The organism is Vannielia litorea (assembly GCF_019801175.1).
In the GTDB taxonomy this organism is placed as follows: Bacteria; Pseudomonadota; Alphaproteobacteria; order Rhodobacterales; family Rhodobacteraceae; genus Vannielia; species Vannielia litorea_B.
This window is the reverse complement of record NZ_JAHVJR010000003.1, coordinates 56,920-79,024: the sequence shown is the minus strand read 5'-3', so window position 1 is coordinate 79,024 and position 22,105 is coordinate 56,920. Positions and strand designations below refer to the sequence as shown.

Here is a 22,105-nt window from a genome sequence, read left to right as displayed (position 1 = left end):
GCCTCCATGCAGGATGGATGCCCGGAAAACCCCGATACGAAGACCGAATGGGCCGAGAACCGCACCGACTGGGCGGAAGATCGCACGCTGCAGGCCAACGAACGCACCTTTGCCGGGTGGATGCGTACCGGCCTCGGCTCGGTTGCAGTTGCGATCGGGCTCAAGGCGGTTTTCGGCGATTTTGACCCGACATGGGCCGCCAAGGCCGTGGCCAGCCTGTTCATCATCGCTGCGCTGGTGATCTTTTTCTTCGCCCAGCGCAATGCACGGCGCACCCACGCGCGGCTGGAGGACCATGCCGCCGAGCCGCTGACCCATACCCATTTTGCCACCATCGCCGCGATCTTTTCCGTGGCGACGCTCGCAGTCGGTTTCGTGCTCTGGTCGCTCTGAGGCATGGACCTTGCCGGGGCCAGCCCCTAGATTGAGCCCGGTCCACCGCAACGAGGCGACATGAGCGAAACTCCGAAATCCGGCTATCAGGTTCTGGCGCGCAAATACCGCCCGCAGACCTTTGCCGACCTTGTCGGGCAGGAGGCGATGGTGCGCACGCTGCGCAACGCTTTCGAGGCCGACCGGATTGCCCAGGCCTTCATCATGACCGGCATTCGCGGCACCGGGAAGACGACAACTGCCCGGATCATCGCCAAGGGGCTGAACTGCGAGCAGGGGCCAACCACCGACCCCTGCGGAGCGTGCGATGCCTGCGTGGCCATCGCCGAAGGGCGGCACGTAGACGTAATCGAGATGGACGCGGCCTCGAACACCGGGATCGACGACATTCGCGCCGAAGTGCTTGATACGGTTCACTATGCGCCGGCCAATGCGCGCTACAAGGTCTACATCATCGACGAGGTTCACATGCTGTCGAAGAGCGCGTTCAACGCGCTGCTGAAGACGCTGGAGGAGCCGCCCGCCCACGCCAAGTTCATTTTCGCGACGACCGAGATTCGCAAGGTGCCGGTGACGGTTCTGAGCCGTTGCCAGCGGTTCGATCTGCGACGGATCGAGCCGGAAGACATGATCGCCCTTATGCGCCGGATCTCCGAAGCCGAGGGCGGCAAGATCACCGATGACGCGCTGGCCCTGCTGGCACGGGCCTCGGAAGGCTCGGCGCGGGATGCGACCTCGCTGCTCGATCAGGCGCTTGGGCAAGGCGGTGAGGAGGCTTCGGCCGAAACCGTCCGCGCCATGCTGGGTCTGGCAGACCGGGGCCGGGTGCTGGACCTTTTCGAGATGGTGCTGCGCGGCGATGCCAGCGGGGCGCTGGGCGAGCTGGCGCAGCAATATGCCGAGGGCGCGGACCCGATGGCGGTGCTGCGGGACTTGGCAGAAGTTACCCATTGGGTCTCTGTCACGCAGATCACTCCCGATGCGGGCGATGACCCTACGATCTCGCCCGACGAGCGGGATCGCGGGCGGGCGCTAGCTGAGAGCATCTCGATGCGGGTGCTGTCGCGGATGTGGCAGATGCTGCTGAAATCACTGGAAGAAGTGAGCCAGGCACCGAATGCTATGATGGCCGCCGAGATGGCGATCATCCGGCTGACGCATGTGTCGGAACTGCCCACGCCCGACGAGCTCATTCGCAAACTGAAGGACATGCCCCCTCCCCCGCCTCCCGGCCCGGGCGGGGGTGGCGGCAATGGTGTGGCTGCGCCCTCGGCGCAGGCTCCCGCCGTCAGCCATAGCGCTGCGCCGCCCATCTCGGCCCCCGCCGGAACACCTCATGGCACCGCTACCGCGCTGGCGGTGGAGCCGGAGGTGGCATTGGCACGCTACGGGCGGTTCGAGGACGTGGTGGAACTGATCCGTTACCATCGCGATGTGAAGCTGCTTGTGGAGGTGGAAACCACTCTGCGGCTCGCCCGCTACCAGCCCGGCCGGATCGAGTTTGAGCCCACCGATGATGCCGCCCCCGACCTTGCCGCGCGGCTGGGCGGACGGCTGCAGACATGGACGGGCGTGCGCTGGGGCGTTTCTGTTGTGGGGTCCGGCGGTGGTGAGACCATTGCCGAGGTTCGTGATGCCGAGCGGATGGCGCTGGAGACGGAGGTGCGCGAGCACCCGCTGGTGCAATCGGTTCTGGCGGAGTTTCCGGGTGCGAAGATCCGCGAGATCCGCACTGTGAAAGAGATCGAGGCGGAGGCCGCCGCGGAGGCGCTTCCGGAAGTGGACGACGAATGGGACCCCTTCGAAGAGGACTGATCCCTTCTATACGCGAAAGGTTACGAGATGCTTAAAGGACTGGGCCAACTCGGCGATATGGCCAAGATGATGAAGGCCGCGCAGGAGATGCAGGGCAAGATGGCCAAGCTGCAGGAAGAACTGGCGGAAATGACTGTTGAGGGCGAAAGCGGCGCCGGGTTGGTCAAGGCCCGCTGCACCGCCAAAGGCGTGCTCAACGGGCTGGATATCGACCCCTCGATCTTCAACCCCGAAGAGAAGGAAGTGGTCGAAGACCTGATCCTCGCCGCGATCAAGGACGCTCAGGCCAAGGCCCAAGTGAAGGCGCGTCAGGAGATGGAGAAGATCACCCGCGAGATGGGCCTGCCCGAGGGCATGGACCTGCCGCTCTGAACTCTGCCAGCAAAGAGTTAACAGGCGGGTAACGGCATGGCCGGAGACCAGGAAGAGATCGAAGGGCTGATCGCCCTGATGGCCCGACTGCCCGGCCTTGGGCCGCGCTCGGCCCGGCGGGCGGTGCTTCAGCTCATCAAGAAGCGCGGCCAGTTGCTGGTTCCGCTGGCCGACTCCATGCGCCGGGTCGCCGAAACCGCACGGGAATGCCTGCGCTGCGGCAACGTGGGCACGGCCGACGTGTGCTCGATCTGCCTGAGCGAGAAGCGGGCGACCGGCGAGCTGTGCGTGGTCGAAGACGTGGCCGACCTCTGGGCGATGGAGCGGGCGGGCGTGTTCAAGGGGCGCTATCACGTACTGGGCGGCGTGCTGAGCGCGCTCGACGCCGTGGGGCCGGAAGAGCTGCGCATTCCGCGGCTTGCGGAGCGTGTACGCGAGGAGGGCATCAGCGAGGTGATCCTTGCGCTGAACGCCACGGTCGATGGCCAGACCACGGCCCACTACATCGCCGACCAGCTTGAGGATATGGGGCTGACGATCACTTCCCTCGCCCAAGGCGTGCCGGTGGGCGGCGAGTTGGACTACCTCGACGACGGCACCATAGGCGCGGCGCTTCGCGCGAGAAAAAGCCTTTAGAACTGAGTCTTGCCAGATTTTTGACTGAGCACGAATTTGCGCCGTTGACTTACCTGACTATTTTTGTCAGATACACGCCAACAGCGCGCCAGAGGCCACTCCAGCAAGACGCTAACGGAATTTAAGGGTTCCGGAGTGGCCTGTGGGTAGGATCGGGCAAGGATGCCGCGCTCCCGCCGCCACTTCGGAAACGAGGGCGCAGGCGATGGACAGGTTTTTTCGTGAACTCTTGACGATGGACCACGCTGCCAAACCGCATGGAGTGGGGCTGAACCCCGCCCTGCGACGCGCGCTCGAGCAGGCGGCGGGCGAAGGGCCCGCCGGGACGGAGGCCAATATCGTTTCCCTCGGCCTTCCTTCCCGATTTGCCGGGTCACAGCCTGCCGCGAGCGAGGCACGGCTGGCACAGGATGGCGATCTCCTTCGTTTTCCCAGGCAGGCAGCCGCTAAAGCTGCTTCGCCGAAGGAGATCGCCAGCTCCGGCAAGGCCTAGCCTGCAAGGCCATCGCACACCTCCGGCCCCCAGTCGATTACCGCCCAGCCCGCCTTGCGGAAGACGCCGTTATCGTAGACCTGAACGTAGTCCCAGACTTCACCCCCGGCCTGCTCACTCTCGTGCGAGAAGAGCACCACGTCATCCGGCTCCAATGTAAAAAGCGTTTCGGCAGAATGGCTTGTGCCGGTGCGCAGGCTGAACGGCCCACCCTTCCAGCCGATGCACCCGGACTCGCTCTCGGAGCGGATAGGCAGCACGGTGAGGCGGCGACGAATGGCAAGGTCGGGGATGTCGAGCGAGGTGCGGCTCAGTTCGACCACGCAGCCCTCTTCGGCGGCTTTCACACGGTCCAGCCGGGCTGTTTGGGCGGCCGTCAGATCGGGCGACTTGGTCGTGCAAGCTTCGTTGCCGAAGATGGCCTGCCCGAGCGGTGAGCCAAAGCAATAGCCCGCCTCGTGGAAGATAGCGTTGCGGGTAAACCAGAGTTCATCGCAGGTGCCATCGCCGGCAAAGGCGGGGGATGCAGAAAGGAAAACAAAGGCATAGAGGCGCATGGCAAAGAAAATCCCGGCAGAATGACTGCCGGGATGGTCGGCCTGTATGGCCTTCAATTCAAGGGTGTTTGGCCGGGTCAGGGCTGCTCGTCGTCGGAGCCACTCTCGTCGTCGGGGAGGTTGAAGAAGCTGTCGGCGTCGAGCACGGTCTCTTCCTTCTTGTCTTCCTCCTCGTCGTTTCCGGTGAGGGTGAAGGTCTCGAGGCCCGAGATCGCCGAGGGGATCTTGGGCTCCGGCTCGGCGGTCAGGCTCTGCTCGGTGGAGAGCAGCTTGCGGCGCTCATCGTCCGAGATCGCCTCGCCTTCGCGGGCTTTCTTGGCGGCGGCCTTCTGCACGGCGGCGTCCAGTTCGGTCTGCTTGCAGAGGCCGAGGGCGACCGGATCAATCGGTTGAATATTCTGGATATTCCAGTGGGTGCGCTCGCGGATCGCTTGAATGGTCGGCTTGGTCGTGCCGACCAGTTTGCCGATCTGGCCGTCGGTCAGCTCGGGGTGGAACTTGACCAGCCAGAGGATCGAGGCCGGACGGTCCTGCCGCTTGGAAAGCGGAGTGTAGCGCGGGCCGCGGCGCTTTTCTTCGCCCACGGCGGCCTGGTTGAACTTGAGCTTCAGCTTGTGGCGCGGGTCTTTTTCACCCGCGTCGATCTCGTCCTGGGTCAGCTGGTTGTTGGCGATCGGGTCAAAGCCCTTCACGCCCTGCGCCACGTCGCCATCGGCGATGCCCTGAACTTCCAGCTCATGCAGCCCGCAGAACTCGGCGATCTGGGTGAAGCTGAGTGTGGTGTTGTCCACCAGCCAGACGGCGGTGGCCTTTGCCATAAGGGGTTTGTTCATCGGTAGGGACTCCTTGAGCACGACTTTCCCGACGCCGGAAAGGCGACCCCGGGTTTTGGCGGGGTGAGTTCACGTTGTCGGGGAACTTGGGGGGCTGTATAGGGAAAACCGATCAGGAAAGGAAGGGCGAATGCGGGCTTGGATCGCGGCGATACTGCTTGGGCTGGCCGGGCCGGCATGGGCCGAGGGCGAGCGGGCCGGTGACTTTGACTACTACGTGATGAGCCTGTCGTGGTCGCCGAACTGGTGTGCGCTGGAGGGCCGGGCCAAGGGTTCGCCGCAGTGCGACCGGGGCCGCGGATATGGCTGGGTGCTGCACGGGCTCTGGCCGCAATACGAGCGGGGCTGGCCGAGTTTCTGCCGCACCGCCGAGCGGGACCCAAGCAGAAGCGATACCGCCCAGATGGCTGATATCATGGGAACTTCCGGCCTTGCCTGGTATCAGTGGAAGAAGCATGGGCGCTGTGCCGGCCTCTCTTCGGCTGCCTATTTCGCCGCCGCCCGAGAGGCCTATGGCAGCGTGACCCGGCCCGAGGTGTTCCGGAAGCTGAAAGACCCGATCACCCTGCCCGCCTCAGTGGTCGAAGAGGCGTGGTTGAAGGACAATCCCGACCTCGGCGCCGACATGCTGACGGTGACCTGCAAGGCGGGGCGGATTCAGGAAGTGCGGATCTGCCTCACCAAGGATCTGGAGCCGCGCGACTGCGGGCGTGACGTGGTGCGGGACTGCACGATGCGGGATGCCGGGTTCGAGCCGATCCGCTGATTTGGCGGCAGGGTTAACGGGCCCCATCGATTCGGCTTTTGGCCATACACAATTGATGCACAACTGATGCACATCCCATGCATACGCAAAACGCCTGTCTTGTGTTCGGGCGATCCGTAACAACAAGGCACGCCCGCTCAACGCGATACTAACCTCGCCATGCAGGCACCGTGTTCAGACCGGAAACGACTCACCCAATGGCGGGTCCGCGTCGGCCTCGGCGGAGGGGTCGGACTCTGACACCCAAGCCTCTGCCTCGCGACGGCGAGAGAGCGGGAAGCAGCGGAGCGGCGCCGGAATGAGCGGCGCGAAGAGGCGCACGGCGTGATTCACCCATTCGGCATCCGTCACCAGAGCAATACGGGAGAAATCGTGCAGGTGGCTCAGGCCGAGCCGGGCGTCGCTTATGGCAGCCCCGGTGGTGAAGCCTTCGAAGTCGTCCTCCAGCACGTAGAGCAGGCGGATGTGCGCGTGTCGGGCGAGCCGAGCCTCGAGTTCGGGGCGCAGAACCTCCTCATAGGCGGCTGCGTCAATCGTGCCGTGGCCGGATACGGCGAGCACCTCGGGCGGGGTATCGGGCAGGATGGTGAAACCGTCGGGCATGGGGCCTCCTTTCGGTGGGTCAACGCGCGTTGCTCGCAATCAGTTTGCCCCAATGCGAAAACCGGCGCGACCCCCCTTGCAATGGTCGGACGGGGCGGTTAGATGACGGCTCCACGCGCTGGTAGCTCAGTTGGATAGAGTACTTGACTACGAATCAAGGGGTCGGGGGTTCGAATCCTCCCCAGCGCGCCACTTCCCCCTGAAATCCGACTGAGTGTGTGCCGACCGGCGTGTGTGCCGGAGTGCCTTTCATGCGCTTGGGTTGGTCGGCTTCTTGCCCCCCTACCCCGCCCGCAGCATCATCTCTGCCGCTTTCTCTGCGATCATCGTCACCGGTGCATGTGTGTTGCCGGAGGGGATAGTGGGCATGATGGAGGCGTCGGCTATGCGCAGGCCGGTGAGGCCGTTGAGGCGCAGCTCGGGGTCGACCACGGCGCCCGGGTCGTTGCCCATGCGGGCGGTGCCGACCGGGTGGAAGATGGTGGTGCCAAGGTCGCCTGCAGCTTTCAGCATCTCTTCCTCACTCTGCACCTCCGGGCCGGGTTTGATTTCGCGCGGTTGAAGGTCTTGCAGCCCGGCGGTGGCCATCAGGCGGCGGGCGTGGCGCAGGCTGTCGACGGCGACGATCTGGTCGGCGCGGGCGGAGAGGTAATTGGGGCGGATCTCGGGGGCCGTGTCGGCGGTGGGCGCCGTGGCGTGGATGGTGCCGCGGCTCTCGGGGCGCAGGTTGCAGACCGAGATGGTCACGCCCGGGTCACGGTCCAGCGGCTGGCCGAAGGCCTCCAGCGTGAGCGGCTGGATGTGATATTCGATATTGGCGCGGTCGAACTCCGGCCCCGAGCGGGTGAAGATGCCGAGCTGGCTGGGGGCCATCGACATCGGGCCGGAGCGGCGCAGGGCGTATTCCAGCGCGATCTGCGCCTTGCCGAAGAGGCTGCGCATCCGGTCGTTCAGGGTGAGCGCGCCGGTGATGCGGTAGACGGTGCGGATTTGCAGGTGGTCCTGCAGGTTCTCGCCGACGCCGGGAGCCTCCAGCGCCACGGGGATGCCGAGCGATTGGAGCAGGTCGGGCTGGCCGATGCCGGAGAGTTCGAGCAGTTGGGGGGTGTTCACCGCCCCTGCCGCCAGCACGATCTCGCCCTTCGCGCGGGCTTGCATCAGGCGCCCGTTCTGGCGGTAGATCACGCCATCGGCGCGGCCTTCGGAGAGGGTCAGGCGCTGTGCGTGGGCGTGGGTTTCGATGCGGAGGTTAGGGCGGGTGCGGACCGGCTTGAGGAAGGCCTTGCGGGCGTTCCATCGCCAGCCGCCGCGCTGGTTGACCGGGAAGTACCCGACGCCCTCGTTGTCGCCATCGTTGAAATCGTGGCTCTCCGGGATGCCCATCTCCTGCGCCGCCTCGGCCACCGCATCGAGCACCGGCCAGTGCAGGCGCTGCTCGGTCACGTCCAGCTCGCCGCCGGTGCCGTGGGCCGGGCTGGCGCCGGCGAGGTGGTTCTCTGACTTGCGGAAGAGCGGCAGCACATCGTCCCAGCCCCAGCCGGTGCAGCCCGCTTGGCGCCACTGGTCGTAATCGGCTGCCTGCCCGCGCATGTAGATCATGCCGTTGATCGAGGAACAGCCGCCCAGCACCTTGCCGCGCGGATAGGCGAGCGAGCGGCCATTGAGGCCGGGCTCTTCGGCGGTGCGATAGCACCAGTCGAGCCGCGGGTTGCCCATGGCGTAGAGGTAGCCCACGGGAATGTGCACCCAGTGGTGATGATCTGACCCGCCGGCCTCGAGCAGCAGCACGCGGTTGGCCGGGTTGGCGGAGAGGCGGTTGGCCAGCACGCAGCCCGCAGAGCCCGCGCCCACGACGATGTAGTCGTATTCGCCTGCGTCGGTTGTCTCGGTCATCTGGCCTCCCCGGTATTCAAGGGCATTACGGCAGAACCGGGCGCGTTTGGCTAGTCGGGGTGGTGGGCTTAGTCCCGGCCAAGGGCGGCGAGGATGGCATCGAGCCCATCGGTCAGCGCGGCGGGGCCGGGCTGGAGGATGATGGGCGATTTGATCTCGTGGATGCGGGCGTTGGCGACGGCGGGGATGGTGTGCCAGCCGGGCCGGGCGGTGATGCGCTCAGGGCGGACCTTCTTGCCGCACCATGAGGCGAGGATCACGTCGGGGGCGGCCTTGATGACCTGCTCGGGCGTGATGATGCGGTTCTTGGCGGCCTGTTCGCGGGCGAGATGGGCGAAGCAGTCGGTCGCGCCGGTGGCCTCGATCAGCTCGGAGACCCAGCCGATGCCGGAGATCATCGGCTCGTCCCACTCCTCGAAATAGACCTTGAGACCTTGCGCGGGGGCCTCGGCGCGCAGGATATCGAGCCGGGCGCGGTAGCTGCGCGTCAAAGCCTGCGCCTTTTCCTCGCAGCGGGTTAGGGCGCCGAGGGTTTCGATCATGTCGAAAATGCCTGCGAGGCCGCGCTGGTTGAAACCATAGACGGCGACGCCTTCGCGCAGGAGGGCGGCGGCGATATCGGCCTGAAGGTCGGAGAAGGTCAGCACGAGGTCGGGGCGCAGGGCCATGACCTTGGGGATATCGGCAGAGGTGAAGGCGGAGACGCGGGGCTTTTGCTGGCGCACGCCGGGCGGGCGGACGGCGTAGCCGGAGACGCCGACGATGCGGTCCTGCTGGCCGAGGAGGTAGAGGGTTTCGACCGTTTCCTCGGTCAGGCAGACGATGCGCTCGGGCGGGAAGGGCATCAGGTGAGTCCCGTGGGAGTGAAGAGCGCACCGTGGTCGGTGAAGACGAAGCTGCCGGTGATGTGGAAGACCTCTGACAGCAGCTGCGGGGTGAGCACCTGCTCGGGCGGGCCGTCGGCGGCGATGCGGCCCTCGTGCAGCACCACGAGGCGGGTGCAGTGGCGGGCGGCGAGGGAGAGATCGTGCAGCGAGGCGAGCACGGCGCGACCCTCGGTGGCGAGCTGGGCGAAGAGCTGCATGGTGGCGATCTGGGCGGCCGGGTCGAGGCCGGCGATGGGCTCGTCGGCCAGCAGCAGCGGGGTTTCCTGCGCCAGCGCGCGGGCGATGAGGGCGCGGGCCTGTTCGCCGCCGGAGAGGCGAGTGGCGCGGCGCTGGGCGTGGGGCGTGAGGGCCATCTGGGTGATGGCCTTGGTGACGGCTGTGGCGTCGGCCTCGGAGGGGGCGTGGGGGGTGCGGCCGAGGGTGACGAGGGTTTCGACCGTCAGATCCCAGGCGATCTCGCGGGACTGTGGGAGAAAGGCGGCCGCGCGGGCGCGCTGGGTGGGCGTGAGGGCCGCGAGGGAGGAGGTGCCGGTGGCGGGCAGCAGGCCCTGGGCGGCGCGCAGGAGCGTGGTCTTGCCCGCGCCGTTGGGGCCGATCAGGCCGATGAACTCGCCGGGGGTGACGGTGAGGGAGACCTCGCGCAAGGTTTCGCGGCCGTTCTGGCGGGTGACGGAGAGGCTCTGGAGGGTCAGGGTCATAGCCGGCCTCGCAGGCGCCAGACGAGGTGGAAGAAGAAAGGCGCGCCGATGAGGGCGGTGACGACGCCGAGCTTGAGGTCGCGCTCGGGGAAGACGAGGCGGGTGGCGGTATCTGCCGCCAGCAGGAGGGCCGCGCCGCCGAGGGCGGAGCCGATGAGGAGGGTCGAGGGGCGGTGGCCAGTGAGCGGGCGCAGCAGGTGCGGCACGACGAGGCCGACGAAGCCGATGGCCCCGGCGACGGCGGTGCCCGCGCCGACGGAGGCCGCGACGCCGAGGACGAGGGCGAGGCGCAGGCGGTGCAGGCGGGTGCCCATGGAGGCGGCGGCGTCCTCGCCGAGGGTCAGGGCATCAAGGCCTCGCCCGAGGGGTAGGATCAGGGCCATGCCCGCGAGGATGAAGGGGGCGGCGAGGGCGACGTGGGTCATCGAGCGGTCGGCGACGGAGCCCATCATCCAGAAGACGATCTCTGCCGCTGCATAGGGCGAGGGGGAGAGGTTGAGGACGAGGCTGGTAAGGGCGGCGGCGAGGGCCGAGAGGGCGACGCCGGCAAGGATCAGGGTGAGCGCGGTGCCGCGCGGGCCCGCGAGGGCGAGGAGCGCGAGGGTGGCGATTGCCGCGCCGGAGAGGGCAGCGGCAGGGAGCGCGAAGGCGTAGGCGGCGGCGAGGCCGGTCTGGATGGCTATGACGGCGCCGAGGGCGGCGGTCGCGGAGACGCCGATGAGGCCGGGCTCGGCCAGCGGGTTGCGCAGGTAGCCCTGCATCGCGGCGCCGGAGAGACCGAGGGAGGCACCGATGAGCGCGGCGAGCAGAGCACGGGGCAGGCGGATTTCGCGCATGACCATGGTGGCCGGACCATCGGATTGGGTGACGAGCGCGGAGAGCGCTTCTGGGATGGGCAGGGAGGCCGGGCCGGTGGTGAGGGAGGCGAGGAAGAGGACAACGGTGAGGGCACCGAGGGCGGTGTAGAGGCGCGCGGGGGTCATGGGTGGGCCTCAGGGTCGAGCCATTGGTTGGTGGCCTGACACGCATGGCGGGCGCGCTTGGACGCAGTTCGCGAAGCGCGGGGGAGGCGGGACACATCCCGACCTATAGTCATTTCATCGTCTCCCGGATCGCGGCCAGCCGCTCGACGGTATCGAGCACGGAGGGGGTGCCGCAGGTCCAGTCGCTGTCGTGGAGGGTGTCGGTGGGGACCTGATCGCGCAGGGCGGCGACAACCGGGTGAGCGAGAATCTCTTCGGCGCGGCTCTTGGGTGCGCCGGGACGGGCGGCGATGAGCAAGTCGGGCGAGGAGGTGGCGAGGGTTTCGAGCGGCACGACGCCACCGTAGGGCAGGCCCATCTCCTCGGCCAGCAGCGCAAAGCCCGCCGCCTTGACCATCTGGCCCGGCAGGGTGGCATCGCCGGCGGAATAGCCGTTGGCGGCATAGAGAGCGGCGAGGGGCGCGGGGCCGGTGGGCGCGGGAATGGCGGCGAGGCGGGCGTCGAAAGCGGCGACTTCAGCCTGCGCCTCGGCCTCGCGGCCCAGCAGGGTGCCCATGCGGAGGATATTGGCGCGGATGTCGGAGAGAGTTTCGGCGGGGGTGAATACCTCGACCGTCAGGCCGAGGCGCTGGAGCATGCGAAGGGTATCGGGCGCGGTGAAGCTGCCTGCCAGCACCAGATCGGGCGCGAGCAGGTAGACCTCTTCGGCGCGGGCGGAATTGCCCGGCAGGGCGCGGGCGGCCTCGGCCATTGCCTCCTCATCGCGCTGGAGCATGCGGGTGACCGACACGAGTTGGCCCGGCGCGGCGAGGGCGAGGGCCAACTGGTCGGTGCAGAGGTTGATCGACACCACCCGCTCGGGCGGTGCGGCGAGGGCCATGACGGCCCCCGCCAGCCAGAGCGCGAGCGCACTGGCGAGGTGCTTAGAACTTGGCACGGAGGCCGAGGTAGAAGGCGCGGTCGGACTGGCCGTAACCGTTGACGGTTTGGTATTCGACATCGCCGATGTTCTCGATCCGGAAGTAGGCTTCGGCACTGTCGCTCACGTCGTAGGTGACCATCGCATTGACGACCGTGTAGTCATCGCCCTCGATGGTGGCGAAGGTCTGCGCGTCGACGTCGAGCGTGTCGGCAACGTGCTGGAGTTCACCGATGACGTTCCAGCGCGGTGCGATCTCGGCCTCGAGACCGAGGACGAGGTTGTGACGCGGCACGCGCAATTCGCGCAGGTCGTTCTCATCCACACTTTCGGTGTAGGTGTAGTTTCCGAAGAGCGACACCTTGTCGGACAGAGCCTTGCGGCCCGACAGCTCGATCCCCTTGCTCACAGAGGTGCCGGGCACCTGCGTGTAGACGAAGAATGCATCGGAGCCGATCATGTCATCGACCTCTGTGTAGAACAGCGTGGCCTTGACGAAATCGTCGCCGCCAAGCCGCTTTTCGATGCCCAGCTCGGCGCTGCGCGAGGTTTCGGGCGTCAGGGTGTCGTTACCGTAGATCGGTGCGTAGAGCTCATAAAGCGAGGGGGCGCGGAAGCCGGTTGCCAGTGCGGCCCGCACGATCAGATCCTCCTGCGGGCGCCAGGCCAGTGCCAGACGACCGGTGGTGTGCCCACCAAAGCGGTTGTGGGCATCGTGGCGCAGGGCGGCCGACACATCGAGCTCGCTGGATGCGGCCCAGTTGACCTCGGCAAAGACGCCTGTGGTGTTCTGCTTGCCGGTGGCGGTGATGAAGGTGGCGGAGGTGAAGTCTTCTTCCGTGTAGTCGGCACCGAAGTTCAGCTGGACCGAGGGCGACAGCGTGGCTTGGCCGAGGTAGCGCAGCCCGTGGCGCTCGCCTTCGTAGCGGTTGCCCGACACGGCATAGTCGCGCTCAATGTCGTAATAGGTGGCCTCGAACTGATGGGTGATGGCCCCGGCGTCGTAGCGGGCGAAGGCGCGCAAGCCGTTCGAGGTGCCATCTGTCTCTTCGGCGGTATCACCGAAGGGAAAGCCGCCGTCGATGGCGACGGTGCTCTTTTCGGTAAAGCCGGACAGCCCGATGGAGAGGGCGTCGGTCAGGGCGTATTCGCCGTTGAACGAGAGCCGGACCGACGAGAAACCATCGGCTTCAGTGTTGCCGTCCTCTTCATCGGCAGACGAGAACCCGCCGAACTCGAGGCGTTCAAGCGTGACGGCGAAGTTGTGCCGCTCGCCGAGGCTTGTGACGGTAGCGGCGAGGCCGAAGCTGTCGTAGCTGCCGATTTCACCGGACAGATAGACGTGGGTGCCCTCTTCGGTGGCGCGGCGGCTTTGGAGCGAGATCACCCCGGCCACGGCGGAGGAGCCGTATTGGGCCGATTGCGAGCCCTTCAGCACCTCGATGCGGCCGAGGCCGGAGACGCCCATCAGGCCGAAGTCGTAGGAGGGGGAGGGAGAGGACGGATCGAGCACATCGATGCCGTCGATCTGCACCTTCACGTATTTCTGGTGCAGGCCGCGCATCCGGATGTCTGCGAGGCTGCCCGGCCCGCCCGATGCGGCCAGCGAAAGGCCCGGCTGGCGGGAGAGGTAGGTGGCAAGGTCATCATCGCCTGCCGCTTCCAACTCCTCCCGCGTGCTCACCTCGACGGTGGCGCCGGTGCGGTCGGTTTCGGTGCCGTCGGAGAGGTCGGCGGTGACGGTGATGGTTTCGAGGTCGTAGCTCTCCTGCGCGGAGAGCGCGGAGGTGGAGAGCGCGAGGGCTGCGGTGGTGGCGAGGAGGCGGTTCATCTCCAAAGTCCTTCTGCGTCGGGCCGGAGCCCGCTGTGGCGTGGTGTCTTTGGAATGCGAGGCGTTCCGCGGACGGTGCTTTCGTCACCGCTACGGACTGACCGCTCACGCCGTGCGCCCCGCACGGGTTCAGGGTGATCGCCTCGGCAGGTCTCCTGACTTGCGGGTCATCGCGAGTTGGCCGGCCTTCCCGGGGGATGCTCCCCCAGTGGCGCACAGGCCTCGCTCTCCGCTTACAGTTGCGGGGGCAGTCGTGGCCTTGGGGCTTCTGCCCCGCACCACGTTCCCTTTTGCTCCGGGCTTGCGCCCGAACCGAAGCAGAGGCGGGTTAGCGCGGCTCGGGGGAGTCGCGCAAGGGATTTGTTAACGGTTTTGGGTGGCTGGGGCCGTGCTGCGCCACCGTGCGGGGCGGCGCGGCACGGCTTGAGCGCGGGTTACTCCGCCGCGGCCTCGGCCCGCTCTGCCGCGCCCGGCTGGTTCAGCGCTTCGACCTTTTCGCCGCTGCCGGCATTGGTTGCCGCGCGCAGGACGAGGAAGCCCACCACCGCCGAGACGGCAGAGCCCAGCAGCACGCCGAGGCGCACCTCGTTCATCAGGGCGGCATCCGAGAAGGATAGCGAGCCGATAAAGAGCGACATGGTGAAGCCGATCCCGGCGAGGCAGGCGAGGCCGTAGATGTGCATCCAGTTGACCCCGAAGGGCAGCTTGGCGAGCCCGGTCTTGACCATCAGCCATGTGGTGCCGAAGACGCCCACCTGCTTGCCGACGATCAGGCCGAGCGCAACGCCGAGCGGCACAGGGTCGAGCAGCGACGAGAGCGACATGCCCTGCAGCACCACGCCAGCATTTGCGAAGGCGAAGAGCGGCACGATGACGTAGAGGACGTAGGGCGCGAGGCCGTGCTCGATGGAGTGCAGGGGCGACTTGTTCCACTTGTCCTTCAGCGGGATGCAGAAGGCGGTGATCACCCCGGCGAGTGTGGCGTGCACGCCGGACTTGAGCACGAAGACCCACATCACCACGCCGAGCAACAGGATCGGGGCCACGCGGTGCGCCCCGCGCAGGTTGCGCCAGATCATCAGCGCCAGCGGGATGCAGGCGAGGAAGAGGTAATCAACCTGAAGGTTGGCGGTGTAGAACAGGGCGATGATGAGGATGGCGCCCATGTCATCGAGGATCGCCAGCGTCAGCAGGAAGATCTTGAGGGAGGAGGGCACGCGGGAGCCAAGCAGGGCCAGAACGCCCAGCGCAAAGGCGATGTCGGTGGCCGCCGGAATGGCCCAGCCGCCGATGGTGGCCGGGTTGCCCCAGTTGAAGAACACGTAGACTGCCGCAGGCACCACCATGCCGCCGACCGCTGCCATGCCGGGCAGCACCACGTCGGCGGGGTTCTTCAGCTTGCCTTCCATCAGCTCGCGCTTCAGCTCGAGACCGATGAGGAAGAAGAAAATGGCCATGAGGCCATCGTTGATCCACAGGAGCGCCGGTTTCTCGATGCCCTCGCCGTTCACCGTGACGCCGATGTAGGCGCCCAGAAATTCCTGGTATTCAGGGTTGAGCGAGGAGTTGGCCACCATGAGAGCGGCCACGGCGGAGAGCATCAGCACCACACCGCCGGCGGCATCGGAGCTGAAAAATTCATCGAGTGTTCTGCGGAGCATTCCCTGTCCCTGTTGCGCGTTTAGCTTCCCTACGTAACGAGATGGCAACCCTGCCGGATCAGATCAACCGTGTGAGGCGCGGTGTCGCAGTTTTTTTCTCATGTTTTCTGGAAGATCGCGCAGGCCAGCTCGGCGCGGATGGCGAAACCGAGGCTCTCGTAGAGTTTGATTGCCGCCGGATTGGCCGCGAAGGCGTGGAGGAAGGGCGTGTTGCCGGTCACCGCAATGGCATGTGCGACATGGGCCGAGAGCAGGCGGGCGAGGCCCTGCCCGCGCGCCGAGGGGTCGGTGCAGACGCCGGAGATTTCGGTGAAGCCGGGTGCGGCCATGCGGGTGCCGGCCATGGCAATGAGGCGGCCCTCGTGGCGGATGCCCCAGAACGGCCCCAGCTCCAGCGCGCGCAGGGTGAAGGGGCCGGGCTTGGTGGCCCCGGCGAGGGCCAGCATATCAGCAGCATCGGCCTGGCCGAGCGGGATGATGCGCGGGTCGTCCGGCGCGGGCGGCAGGGTTTGGCTGGTGAGCTGGACGGCATCGGCGCGCAGGGCTTCGGTGAAACCGGGGAGGGCGGCGACCGGGGCGGTTTGCAGGAAGACGGCCAGCTCGCCGGGGGCGGCGAGGGTGGTGAGGTCTTCGGGGTGGGCCGGGTCGATGGCGGCGAAGGGGATGAGGCCGGGATCGTAGCGCAGGGCGGTGCCGTGGCGCTGGGCGAGATGGGCGTGGGGGCCGGTAAGCGCGGCGCGGGCGGGGGTGTCGAGCGGGTGGTCGGGCATTCTGGAGCTTCCTGCGGGATTGTGGAGACCGTTTGAGCGGAGCACCCGCATGGAATCAAGCCGAAGGCGCCGTGCAGCGCCGACCCGCCCCCCGGGGCGGCGATGCACGGCTTGTGGTGGATCGGGGGGTGCGGTCGCATCCTGACCCCAAAAAACAACAAACCCCCGGGCGGAGCCGCGGGGGTCGTCGTAGGCGGGGGCCGGAGCCCTCGCCGTTCGTGTGCCGATGGGTGCTTAGAGCATCCCCTCGCGCTGGGCCTTTTTCCGAGCCAGCTTCCGCGCACGGCGGATCGCTTCGGCCTTTTCACGGGCTTTCTTCTCGGACGGCTTCTCGAAGTGTTGCTTGAGTTTCATCTCACGAAACACACCCTCGCGCTGAAGTTTCTTCTTCAGAGCACGAAGCGCCTGATCGACGTTGTTGTCACGAACGCTTACCTGCATGTGGTTGTCACCACCTTTCTGATTAGAGTTGCAAGAATTTGCAGGAGGGCGCCGTATAGCAAAGGGCCGGGCATCTGTCTACACTCCTTGAGAAATCGCCCTAAGTAGCCGTGACATGATGGATCACACGCAAGAAACCCCCGCAAAAGCAGCCATTCTCGATGCCGCCCTGCCCCATGTGGCCTTTGACGGATGGTCCGACGAGGCGCTGACCCGCGCGGCCGAGGAGGCCGGGGTGAGTCTGGCGGAGGCGCGGGCGCTGTTTCCGAAAGGGGCGGTCGATCTGGCGCTGGCGTTTCATGCGCGGGGCGATGCGAAAATGCAGGCCGCGCTGGCCGAGGCCGAGCTTGAGGAGATGCGCTATTCGGACCGGATCGCCCATGCGGTGCGGCTCAGGCTGGAAGCCATCGAGGGCGACCGGGAGGCTGTGCGCCGCGCGGCCTCGCTCTTTGCCCTGCCGCAGAATGCAGCCGCGGGCGCAGGCGCGGTTTGGGGCACCGCCGATGCAATCTGGCGGGCGATGGGCGACACCAGCGAAGACCTCAACTGGTATTCAAAGCGGGCGACGCTCTCGGCCGTATACTCCGCCACCCTGCTCTACTGGCTGGGCGACGAGAGCGCGGGCCATGAGGCGACATGGGCTTTTCTGGACCGGCGGATCGCCGATGTGATGCGGGTGGAGAAGCTGAAGGCAGGCCTGCGGAAGAACCCGCTGACCAAGGGGCTGATGGCCGGGCCGGAGTGGCTGGCCAGCCGGGTGCGCGCCCCGCGCAGCACCCCGCCCGCCGACATGCCCGGCCATGTGAGCAAACCCTAGGGCGGGGCTTGCCCTGCCAATCTGACAGACCACCAGAGGACACTTCATGACCCTTCCAGAGACGATGAACGCCGTGGAGATCAACAAGCCCGGCGCGCCGGAGGTGCTGCAACTGGCGCAGGTCCCGGTGCCTGCACCGGGCGCGGGGGAGATCGTGATCAAGGTGGCCTGGGCCGGGGTGAACCGGCCCGACGCGCTGCAACGCGCCGGGGCCTATGATCCGCCGCCCGATGCCTCCCCCCTGCCCGGCCTCGAGTGCTCGGGCGAGGTGGTGGCCGCAGGCGAGGGCGCGCGCTGGGCGGTGGGCGACAAGGTGTGCGCCCTGCTGCCGGGCGGGGGCTACGCGGAATACGTGAAATGCCCCGCCGCCCATGCGCTGCCGGTGCCCGAGGGCATGGGGATGAAGGAGGCGGCCTGCCTGCCGGAGACGTTCTATACGGTTTACTCCAACGTCTTCATGCGAGGCGGGCTGAAGGCGGGGGAGGTGTTTTTGATCCACGGCGGCTCGTCGGGGATTGGCACCACGGCGATTCAGCTAGCCACGGCCTTTGGCGCGCGGGTCTTTGCCACGGCGGGCTCGAAGGAAAAGTGCGACGCCTGTCTTGAGCTCGGCGCGGAGCGGGCAATCAATTACCGCGAAGAGGACTTCGTGGAGGTGCTGAAGGCCGAGGGCGGGGCGAACCTCGTGCTCGACATGGTGGGCGGCAGCTACATTCCGCGCAACGTGCAGGCCTTGGCGATGGACGGGCGGATGGTGCATATCGCCTTCCTTTCCGGGCCGAAGGCGGAGTTGAACTTTGCGCAGGTGATGGCGCGGCGGCTGACCATCACCGGCTCGACCCTGCGGCCACAGTCGGTGGCGGCGAAGGCGGAGATCGCGGCGGAGCTGGAAGCGAAGGTCTGGCCGTTGCTGGCCTCGGGCCGGGTCGCACCGGTGATGGATTCGACCTTTCCGCTGGCCGATGCCGCCAAGGCCCATGCGCGGATGGAAAGCTCGGAGCACATCGGCAAGATCGTTCTGGAGGTCGCTGGCGGGTGAGCCCATACCGCCCCGCTCCGCCTGACAGTCCACCGCAGACGCTCACCGCGCTGCGGGACTGGATGGTGGCGGAGGGGGCGAACTTTGGCAGCTATGCGCTGGACGGGCGGGCGATTGGCGAGGGCCATGCGGTGCGCCATGACGGGACGGAGTGGCTCTGGGGCTACGAGCAGCGCGGCGCGTGGCGAGAGCTTGCGCGGTTTGGCTCTGAGGCGGAGCTTGTTGCCCATGCCTATGCCCAGATTGCGGGCGATGCCTGGGCCTGGAAGCACCCGCTGATCATGACGCCGGACCGGGACGAGGCGCGGCGGGTGGAGTTGGCCTGCCGGGAGCGGGGCGAGCCGGTGTTTCGCGACAGCATTCCCTATGGCGGTCCGCAGGACTTGCGGCACCGGGTGTTCGTGTTCGGGCGCGCGATCGAGCGGTTGCAGGATTTGAAGTCGAAGGTGTGGTTTTGGCGCAGGGCGCGGGCGAGGCTTGATTAGAGGGTCGGTGCTTTCAACGGACCGATCGCCTGTTCGATGCAGACGCGCAGGGCAGCATAGGAGCCTTCAGTGCGTCCGTAGGCTGTGCACTCGCGGCGGAGGTCGGGTGGCAGAGTTGGCCACAGGCTGCGCAGAACGCCGAAGGAGAGCGCCTGACCCTGCATGCACATCTCGAAAGCCACCTCGGCATCTTCCAGCCCCTCGGCGCTGCGCTGGCACTGCGGGGCCACGTCGATCTGCGGAAAATCCTCGTCGGCGGAAAGGGGCGAGGCGGCGAGAAGGGCGATTGCGGTGACGCGGGCTGTGGCTCTCATCGCGGCTTCCCTCCCTCTCATCGCCAGCCCTACTCGGCGGCTTTTTGTGGCTCTGACGTTTGCAGCTCGGAGAACTCGCGGGGCAGGACCACGGCGAACTCGGTGCCTTCAGGGCCGGTGCTGAGCAGATCGAGCCGGCCGCCGTGGCCGCGGATCAGCTCGGCGGAGATGGCCAGCCCGAGGCCGGAGCCGCCTTTGCGGAAACCGCCTTGGAACGGCTGGAACAGGTGCTCCTGCGCCTTGGGCGGCAGGCCGGGGCCGGTGTCGGTGACGGTGATGGTCCAGCCGTCATCCTCCTCGCGGGCGGAGATGCAGATTTCACCGGGTTTGCCAGTGGCGACGATGGCCTGACGGGCGTTGCGGATGAGGTTGGTCAGCACCCGGAAGATCTGCTCGCTGTCGGCGCGGAGGGTCAGGCCGGCGGGGACATCCTCGGCGTAGGAAATGTCATGCTCGCCCGCCGCGAGGCGCTCGCTGTCGATCACGTCGTTCACCACTGGGGCGAGGGTGAAGCGGGACAGCTTGGGCGGTGCCTCTTCGGCGCGGCCGAAGGTGAGCGTGCTTTCGCAGAGGTTCACGGCACGGCTGATCGAGTTCACCAGCTTGGGCGCAGCGCGTGCGACGGCGGGATCCTTGGAGGTTTCCATCCGGTCGGCGAAGAGCTGGGCCGTCGTTAGAATGTTGCGCAGATCGTGGCTGATGCGGGCGACGGCCCCGCCGAGCTGGGCCAGACGCTCCTTTTGCTTCAGCGCCCCGGTGAGCTGGGTTTGCAGGGCGTTCAGCCCCTCCTCGGCCTCGCGCAGCTCCAGCGCCCCGGCGGAGGGTTCGATGATGCGGCGGGCATCCTCGGGGGCCTTGGCATAGCTCGCCATTGCGTCGACCACCCGGTGAATCGGGCCGACGATGAAGACCCGCACCGCCAGAAACAGCAGCAGCGCGGTGAGTGCGGAGATCACGGCGGAGAGCCAGAGGATGCGCACGCCATAGTCGATCATCGCCTCACGCAGATCGCCAGTGTCGAGCGTGACCTCGATCAGCAGCCCGGCCTCCTTGACCGGGTCGCCGATGACGCGGATCAGCTCGGGGTCGCGCTTCCACAGACGGGCGACGGCATCCATCATCAGGGTCCAGGGGCCGGGGTCGCGCAGGTCGTAGGTTTGGGTCACGGGGGCGATGATGGGCGAGGAGAGGATCAGCTCGCGCATCTCGTCGCGCCGGAGCACCACGTTCTTGACGCCCGCGTTCTGGAGCAGCTCGGCCTCGAGGTTGGCGTCGATCACCTCCTCCGTGGCCAGCAGGGCCAGCGAGGCGATTTGCGCCCGCTCCAGCCGCGACAGCAGAAAGTCTTCGCGGAAACGCGCGATGGAGGGCACGAAGATCAGCACTTCGGCCAGCATGACGAAGGCGATCGTCAGCATCAGGAAGCGGCCGGAGAGCGTATTCAGGAACATTTCTCGCGCGTTATACCATTTTCGCGCCGGGGCTGCGACTAGGGCAGAAAGCGTTGCACCAGTCCGACGACGCGTTTGACCATCGGGCTCTCGAAGAGCTTCGGAGAGAAATAGGCACCTGCGGCGCGTTTGTTAAGCTCTTGCAGCGTCGGGTAGGGCAGGACGGTGTTTGCCAGCGTGGTCAGCTTGTGGCCGTTGGCGATGGCGGTGGCCCATGCGGCAATGAGTTCGCCCGCCTGCGGCCCGGCGATGGAGGCGCCCACCGGCTTGCCGCCGGAGACCATCAGCTTGAGCTTGCCATCCAGCCGCATGGCGCGGGCGCGGTCGCTGTCATTGTAGGTGATGTTGATCACATCGAGATTGCCACCGAATTTTTCGCGGGCCTGCGCCTCGGTGAGGCCGACCTGCGCAAGCTCGGGATCGGTGTAGGTGACCCATGGGATATGGTCGGTTTTCGCCTTGGCGGGCAGGCCGAACATGGCGGAGCGGATCACCACACCGGCGTGGTAGCCGGCAACGTGGGTGAATTGCAGGCCGCCCGCCGCGTCGCCGATGGCGTAGACGCGCTTGTTGGAGGTGGAGCGGAGGCGGGCATCGACCTTTACCGCACGGTCGTGGTCGACGTTGGCGACGTTCAGGTTGAGCTTGTCGATGTTCACCTGCCGCCCTACGGCGACCAGAAGATGCGAGCCGGTGACGGGGCCTTTTGGCGTTTCGACGGTGACGCCGCCCTCTGCCGTGACCTTCTCGGCGGCGGTTTCTTCCATGATCTCGATGCCCTCGGCGCGGAGCTTTTCGAGCACGAAGGCGGCCATCTCCGGGTCATCCTTGCCCAGCGCCTTTTGCGCCTCGATCACGGTGACTTTGCAGCCGAGGCGGGCGTGGGCCTGGGCCATCTCAAGCCCGATGGGGCCGCCGCCGATGATGATGAGGTGCGAGGGGCGCTCGCGCAGGTCGAAGATGGTTTCGTTGGTGTGGTAGTCCACGCCGTCCAGCCCGTCGATGGGCGGGACGAAGGGGCGGGAGCCGGTGGCGATGACGAAGCGGCGGGCAGTGATAGTGTGATCGCCTGCGCGAAGTTCGGTGGGGGAGATGAAGCTGCCCCATTCGCGGATGACCTGCACGCCGAGGCCTTCGAATCGCTCCTGACTGTCATGCGGCTCGATGGCGGCGATGACTTCGGCCACGTGGTCCTTGGCCTTTGCATAGTCGATCTCGGGCGTGACGGGGGTGATTCCGAAAGGGGCGCCGGTGGTCAGCGCGTGGGCGTGGTGGGCCGCCGAAAGCAGCGCCTTGGAAGGCACGCAGCCGTAGTTGAGGCAATCGCCGCCCATCTTGTGGCCCTCGACCAGCACGGTCTTTGCCCCCATCTGGGCCGCGCCCGAGGCCACGGAGAGCCCGCCCGAGCCGGCGCCGATGATGCAGATGTCTGCCTTGATCGTGGACAT

At 66.9% G+C, this 22,105-nt stretch carries 24 protein-coding genes, 1 tRNA gene and 1 riboswitch; of the genes, 10 read left to right on the top strand and 15 right to left on the bottom strand.

Annotated features, from left to right (window positions below; translation table 11 throughout):
• The first annotated feature begins 6 nt into the window (after positions 1-6).
• The 5 genes from KUV38_RS18825 to KUV38_RS18805 all read left to right on the top strand — a co-directional run bounded on the left by KUV38_RS18825 (position 7) and on the right by KUV38_RS18805 (position 3,709).
• On the top strand, positions 7-393 hold the full coding sequence (locus KUV38_RS18825) for a YidH family protein (RefSeq protein ID WP_222471766.1): 387 nt from the start codon (positions 7-9) through the stop codon (positions 391-393).
• A gap of 60 nt (positions 394-453) precedes the next feature.
• On the top strand, positions 454-2,208 hold the full coding sequence (locus tag KUV38_RS18820; RefSeq protein WP_222471765.1) for a DNA polymerase III subunit gamma/tau: 1,755 nt from the start codon (positions 454-456) through the stop codon (positions 2,206-2,208).
• 27 nt (positions 2,209-2,235) lie between these two features.
• Complete coding sequence (locus KUV38_RS18815; RefSeq protein ID WP_222471764.1) at positions 2,236-2,580, top strand: YbaB/EbfC family nucleoid-associated protein; 345 nt, start codon at positions 2,236-2,238, stop codon at positions 2,578-2,580.
• A 36-nt stretch (positions 2,581-2,616) separates the two neighbouring features.
• On the top strand, positions 2,617-3,216 hold the full coding sequence (gene recR / locus KUV38_RS18810) for a recombination mediator RecR (RefSeq protein ID WP_222471763.1): 600 nt from the start codon (positions 2,617-2,619) through the stop codon (positions 3,214-3,216).
• A 205-nt stretch (positions 3,217-3,421) separates the two neighbouring features.
• A complete protein-coding gene (locus KUV38_RS18805; protein WP_222471762.1) occupies positions 3,422-3,709 on the top strand; it encodes a hypothetical protein in 288 nt (95 codons plus the stop codon).
• Here the strand turns inward: KUV38_RS18805 and KUV38_RS18800 are convergent.
• Both KUV38_RS18800 and KUV38_RS18795 read right to left on the bottom strand, forming a co-directional pair.
• Complete coding sequence (locus KUV38_RS18800; RefSeq protein ID WP_222471761.1) at positions 3,706-4,266, bottom strand: DUF4453 domain-containing protein; 561 nt, start codon at positions 4,264-4,266, stop codon at positions 3,706-3,708. The two genes, KUV38_RS18805 and KUV38_RS18800, sit on opposite strands and share 4 nt — an antisense overlap.
• A 77-nt stretch (positions 4,267-4,343) precedes the next feature.
• Positions 4,344-5,099 (bottom strand): DUF1013 domain-containing protein, encoded by a 756-nt coding sequence (locus KUV38_RS18795; RefSeq protein ID WP_222471760.1) that lies wholly within the window; start codon positions 5,097-5,099, stop codon positions 4,344-4,346.
• A gap of 130 nt (positions 5,100-5,229) precedes the next feature.
• Here KUV38_RS18795 and KUV38_RS18790 point away from each other — a divergent pair, with 130 nt between their 5' ends.
• The gene (locus tag KUV38_RS18790; protein WP_222471759.1) at positions 5,230-5,865 is read left to right on the top strand and encodes a ribonuclease T2 family protein; all 636 of its coding nucleotides are present in this window, start codon (positions 5,230-5,232) and stop codon (positions 5,863-5,865) included.
• Positions 5,866-6,039: 174 nt separating this feature from the next.
• Here the strand turns inward: KUV38_RS18790 and KUV38_RS18785 are convergent, their stop codons facing one another.
• Positions 6,040-6,468: an STAS/SEC14 domain-containing protein gene (locus KUV38_RS18785; protein WP_222471758.1), complete on the bottom strand. Its 429-nt coding sequence runs from the start codon at positions 6,466-6,468 to the stop codon at positions 6,040-6,042.
• 115 nt (positions 6,469-6,583) lie between these two features.
• Here KUV38_RS18785 and KUV38_RS18780 point away from each other — a divergent pair.
• A tRNA-Arg gene (locus KUV38_RS18780) sits at positions 6,584-6,660 on the top strand.
• A 90-nt stretch (positions 6,661-6,750) separates the two neighbouring features.
• Here the strand turns inward: KUV38_RS18780 and KUV38_RS18775 are convergent.
• The 9 genes from KUV38_RS18775 to rpsU form a co-directional block, all read right to left on the bottom strand.
• The gene (locus KUV38_RS18775) at positions 6,751-8,361 is read right to left on the bottom strand and encodes a GMC family oxidoreductase (protein ID WP_222471757.1); all 1,611 of its coding nucleotides are present in this window, start codon (positions 8,359-8,361) and stop codon (positions 6,751-6,753) included.
• Positions 8,362-8,429: 68 nt separating this feature from the next.
• Positions 8,430-9,206: a cobalamin-binding protein gene (locus tag KUV38_RS18770; RefSeq protein ID WP_222471756.1), complete on the bottom strand. Its 777-nt coding sequence runs from the start codon at positions 9,204-9,206 to the stop codon at positions 8,430-8,432.
• The gene (locus KUV38_RS18765) at positions 9,206-9,946 is read right to left on the bottom strand and encodes an ABC transporter ATP-binding protein (RefSeq protein WP_222471755.1); all 741 of its coding nucleotides are present in this window, start codon (positions 9,944-9,946) and stop codon (positions 9,206-9,208) included. The genes KUV38_RS18770 and KUV38_RS18765 overlap by 1 nt, the downstream gene beginning before the upstream one ends.
• A complete protein-coding gene (locus KUV38_RS18760; protein WP_222471754.1) occupies positions 9,943-10,929 on the bottom strand; it encodes a FecCD family ABC transporter permease in 987 nt (328 codons plus the stop codon). Before KUV38_RS18760 ends, KUV38_RS18765 begins: the two co-directional genes overlap by 4 nt.
• A 109-nt stretch (positions 10,930-11,038) precedes the next feature.
• Positions 11,039-11,809 carry an ABC transporter substrate-binding protein gene (locus tag KUV38_RS18755; RefSeq protein ID WP_222471753.1) on the bottom strand — a complete coding sequence of 257 codons (771 nt, stop codon included), beginning with the start codon at positions 11,807-11,809 and terminating at the stop codon, positions 11,039-11,041.
• A gap of 43 nt (positions 11,810-11,852) precedes the next feature.
• Complete coding sequence (locus KUV38_RS18750; RefSeq protein ID WP_222471752.1) at positions 11,853-13,679, bottom strand: TonB-dependent receptor plug domain-containing protein; 1,827 nt, start codon at positions 13,677-13,679, stop codon at positions 11,853-11,855.
• A 127-nt stretch (positions 13,680-13,806) separates the two neighbouring features.
• Positions 13,807-14,011: riboswitch (cobalamin riboswitch) on the bottom strand.
• A 102-nt stretch (positions 14,012-14,113) separates the two neighbouring features.
• A complete protein-coding gene (nhaA, locus tag KUV38_RS18745) occupies positions 14,114-15,340 on the bottom strand; it encodes a Na+/H+ antiporter NhaA (protein WP_222471751.1) in 1,227 nt (408 codons plus the stop codon).
• Positions 15,341-15,438: 98 nt separating this feature from the next.
• A complete protein-coding gene (locus tag KUV38_RS18740) occupies positions 15,439-16,110 on the bottom strand; it encodes a GNAT family N-acetyltransferase (RefSeq protein ID WP_222471750.1) in 672 nt (223 codons plus the stop codon).
• A 234-nt stretch (positions 16,111-16,344) separates the two neighbouring features.
• Positions 16,345-16,551, bottom strand: coding sequence for a 30S ribosomal protein S21 (gene rpsU, locus KUV38_RS18735; RefSeq protein ID WP_008207378.1), 207 nt, complete (start codon positions 16,549-16,551; stop codon positions 16,345-16,347).
• Positions 16,552-16,666: 115 nt separating this feature from the next.
• Here rpsU and KUV38_RS18730 point away from each other — a divergent pair, with 115 nt between their 5' ends.
• Genes KUV38_RS18730 through KUV38_RS18720 form a run of 3 tightly spaced genes read left to right on the top strand, consistent with a single transcriptional unit; the run spans position 16,667 to position 18,892 of the window.
• Complete coding sequence (locus KUV38_RS18730) at positions 16,667-17,368, top strand: COQ9 family protein (RefSeq protein WP_410001052.1); 702 nt, start codon at positions 16,667-16,669, stop codon at positions 17,366-17,368.
• A gap of 46 nt (positions 17,369-17,414) precedes the next feature.
• Positions 17,415-18,407 carry an NAD(P)H-quinone oxidoreductase gene (locus KUV38_RS18725; protein WP_222471749.1) on the top strand — a complete coding sequence of 331 codons (993 nt, stop codon included), beginning with the start codon at positions 17,415-17,417 and terminating at the stop codon, positions 18,405-18,407.
• Positions 18,404-18,892 (top strand): hypothetical protein, encoded by a 489-nt coding sequence (locus KUV38_RS18720; RefSeq protein ID WP_222471748.1) that lies wholly within the window; start codon positions 18,404-18,406, stop codon positions 18,890-18,892. The genes KUV38_RS18725 and KUV38_RS18720 overlap by 4 nt, the downstream gene beginning before the upstream one ends.
• Here KUV38_RS18720 and KUV38_RS18715 read toward each other — a convergent pair.
• From KUV38_RS18715 to KUV38_RS18705, 3 genes are read right to left on the bottom strand one after another with little or no spacing between them, the layout of a single operon-like run.
• The gene (locus KUV38_RS18715; RefSeq protein WP_222471747.1) at positions 18,889-19,206 is read right to left on the bottom strand and encodes a hypothetical protein; all 318 of its coding nucleotides are present in this window, start codon (positions 19,204-19,206) and stop codon (positions 18,889-18,891) included. The genes KUV38_RS18720 and KUV38_RS18715 overlap by 4 nt on opposite strands.
• Positions 19,207-19,235: 29 nt before the next feature.
• On the bottom strand, positions 19,236-20,657 hold the full coding sequence (locus KUV38_RS18710) for a sensor histidine kinase (RefSeq protein WP_222471746.1): 1,422 nt from the start codon (positions 20,655-20,657) through the stop codon (positions 19,236-19,238).
• Positions 20,658-20,695: 38 nt separating this feature from the next.
• Positions 20,696-22,105: a dihydrolipoyl dehydrogenase family protein gene (locus tag KUV38_RS18705; RefSeq protein ID WP_222471745.1), complete on the bottom strand. Its 1,410-nt coding sequence runs from the start codon at positions 22,103-22,105 to the stop codon at positions 20,696-20,698.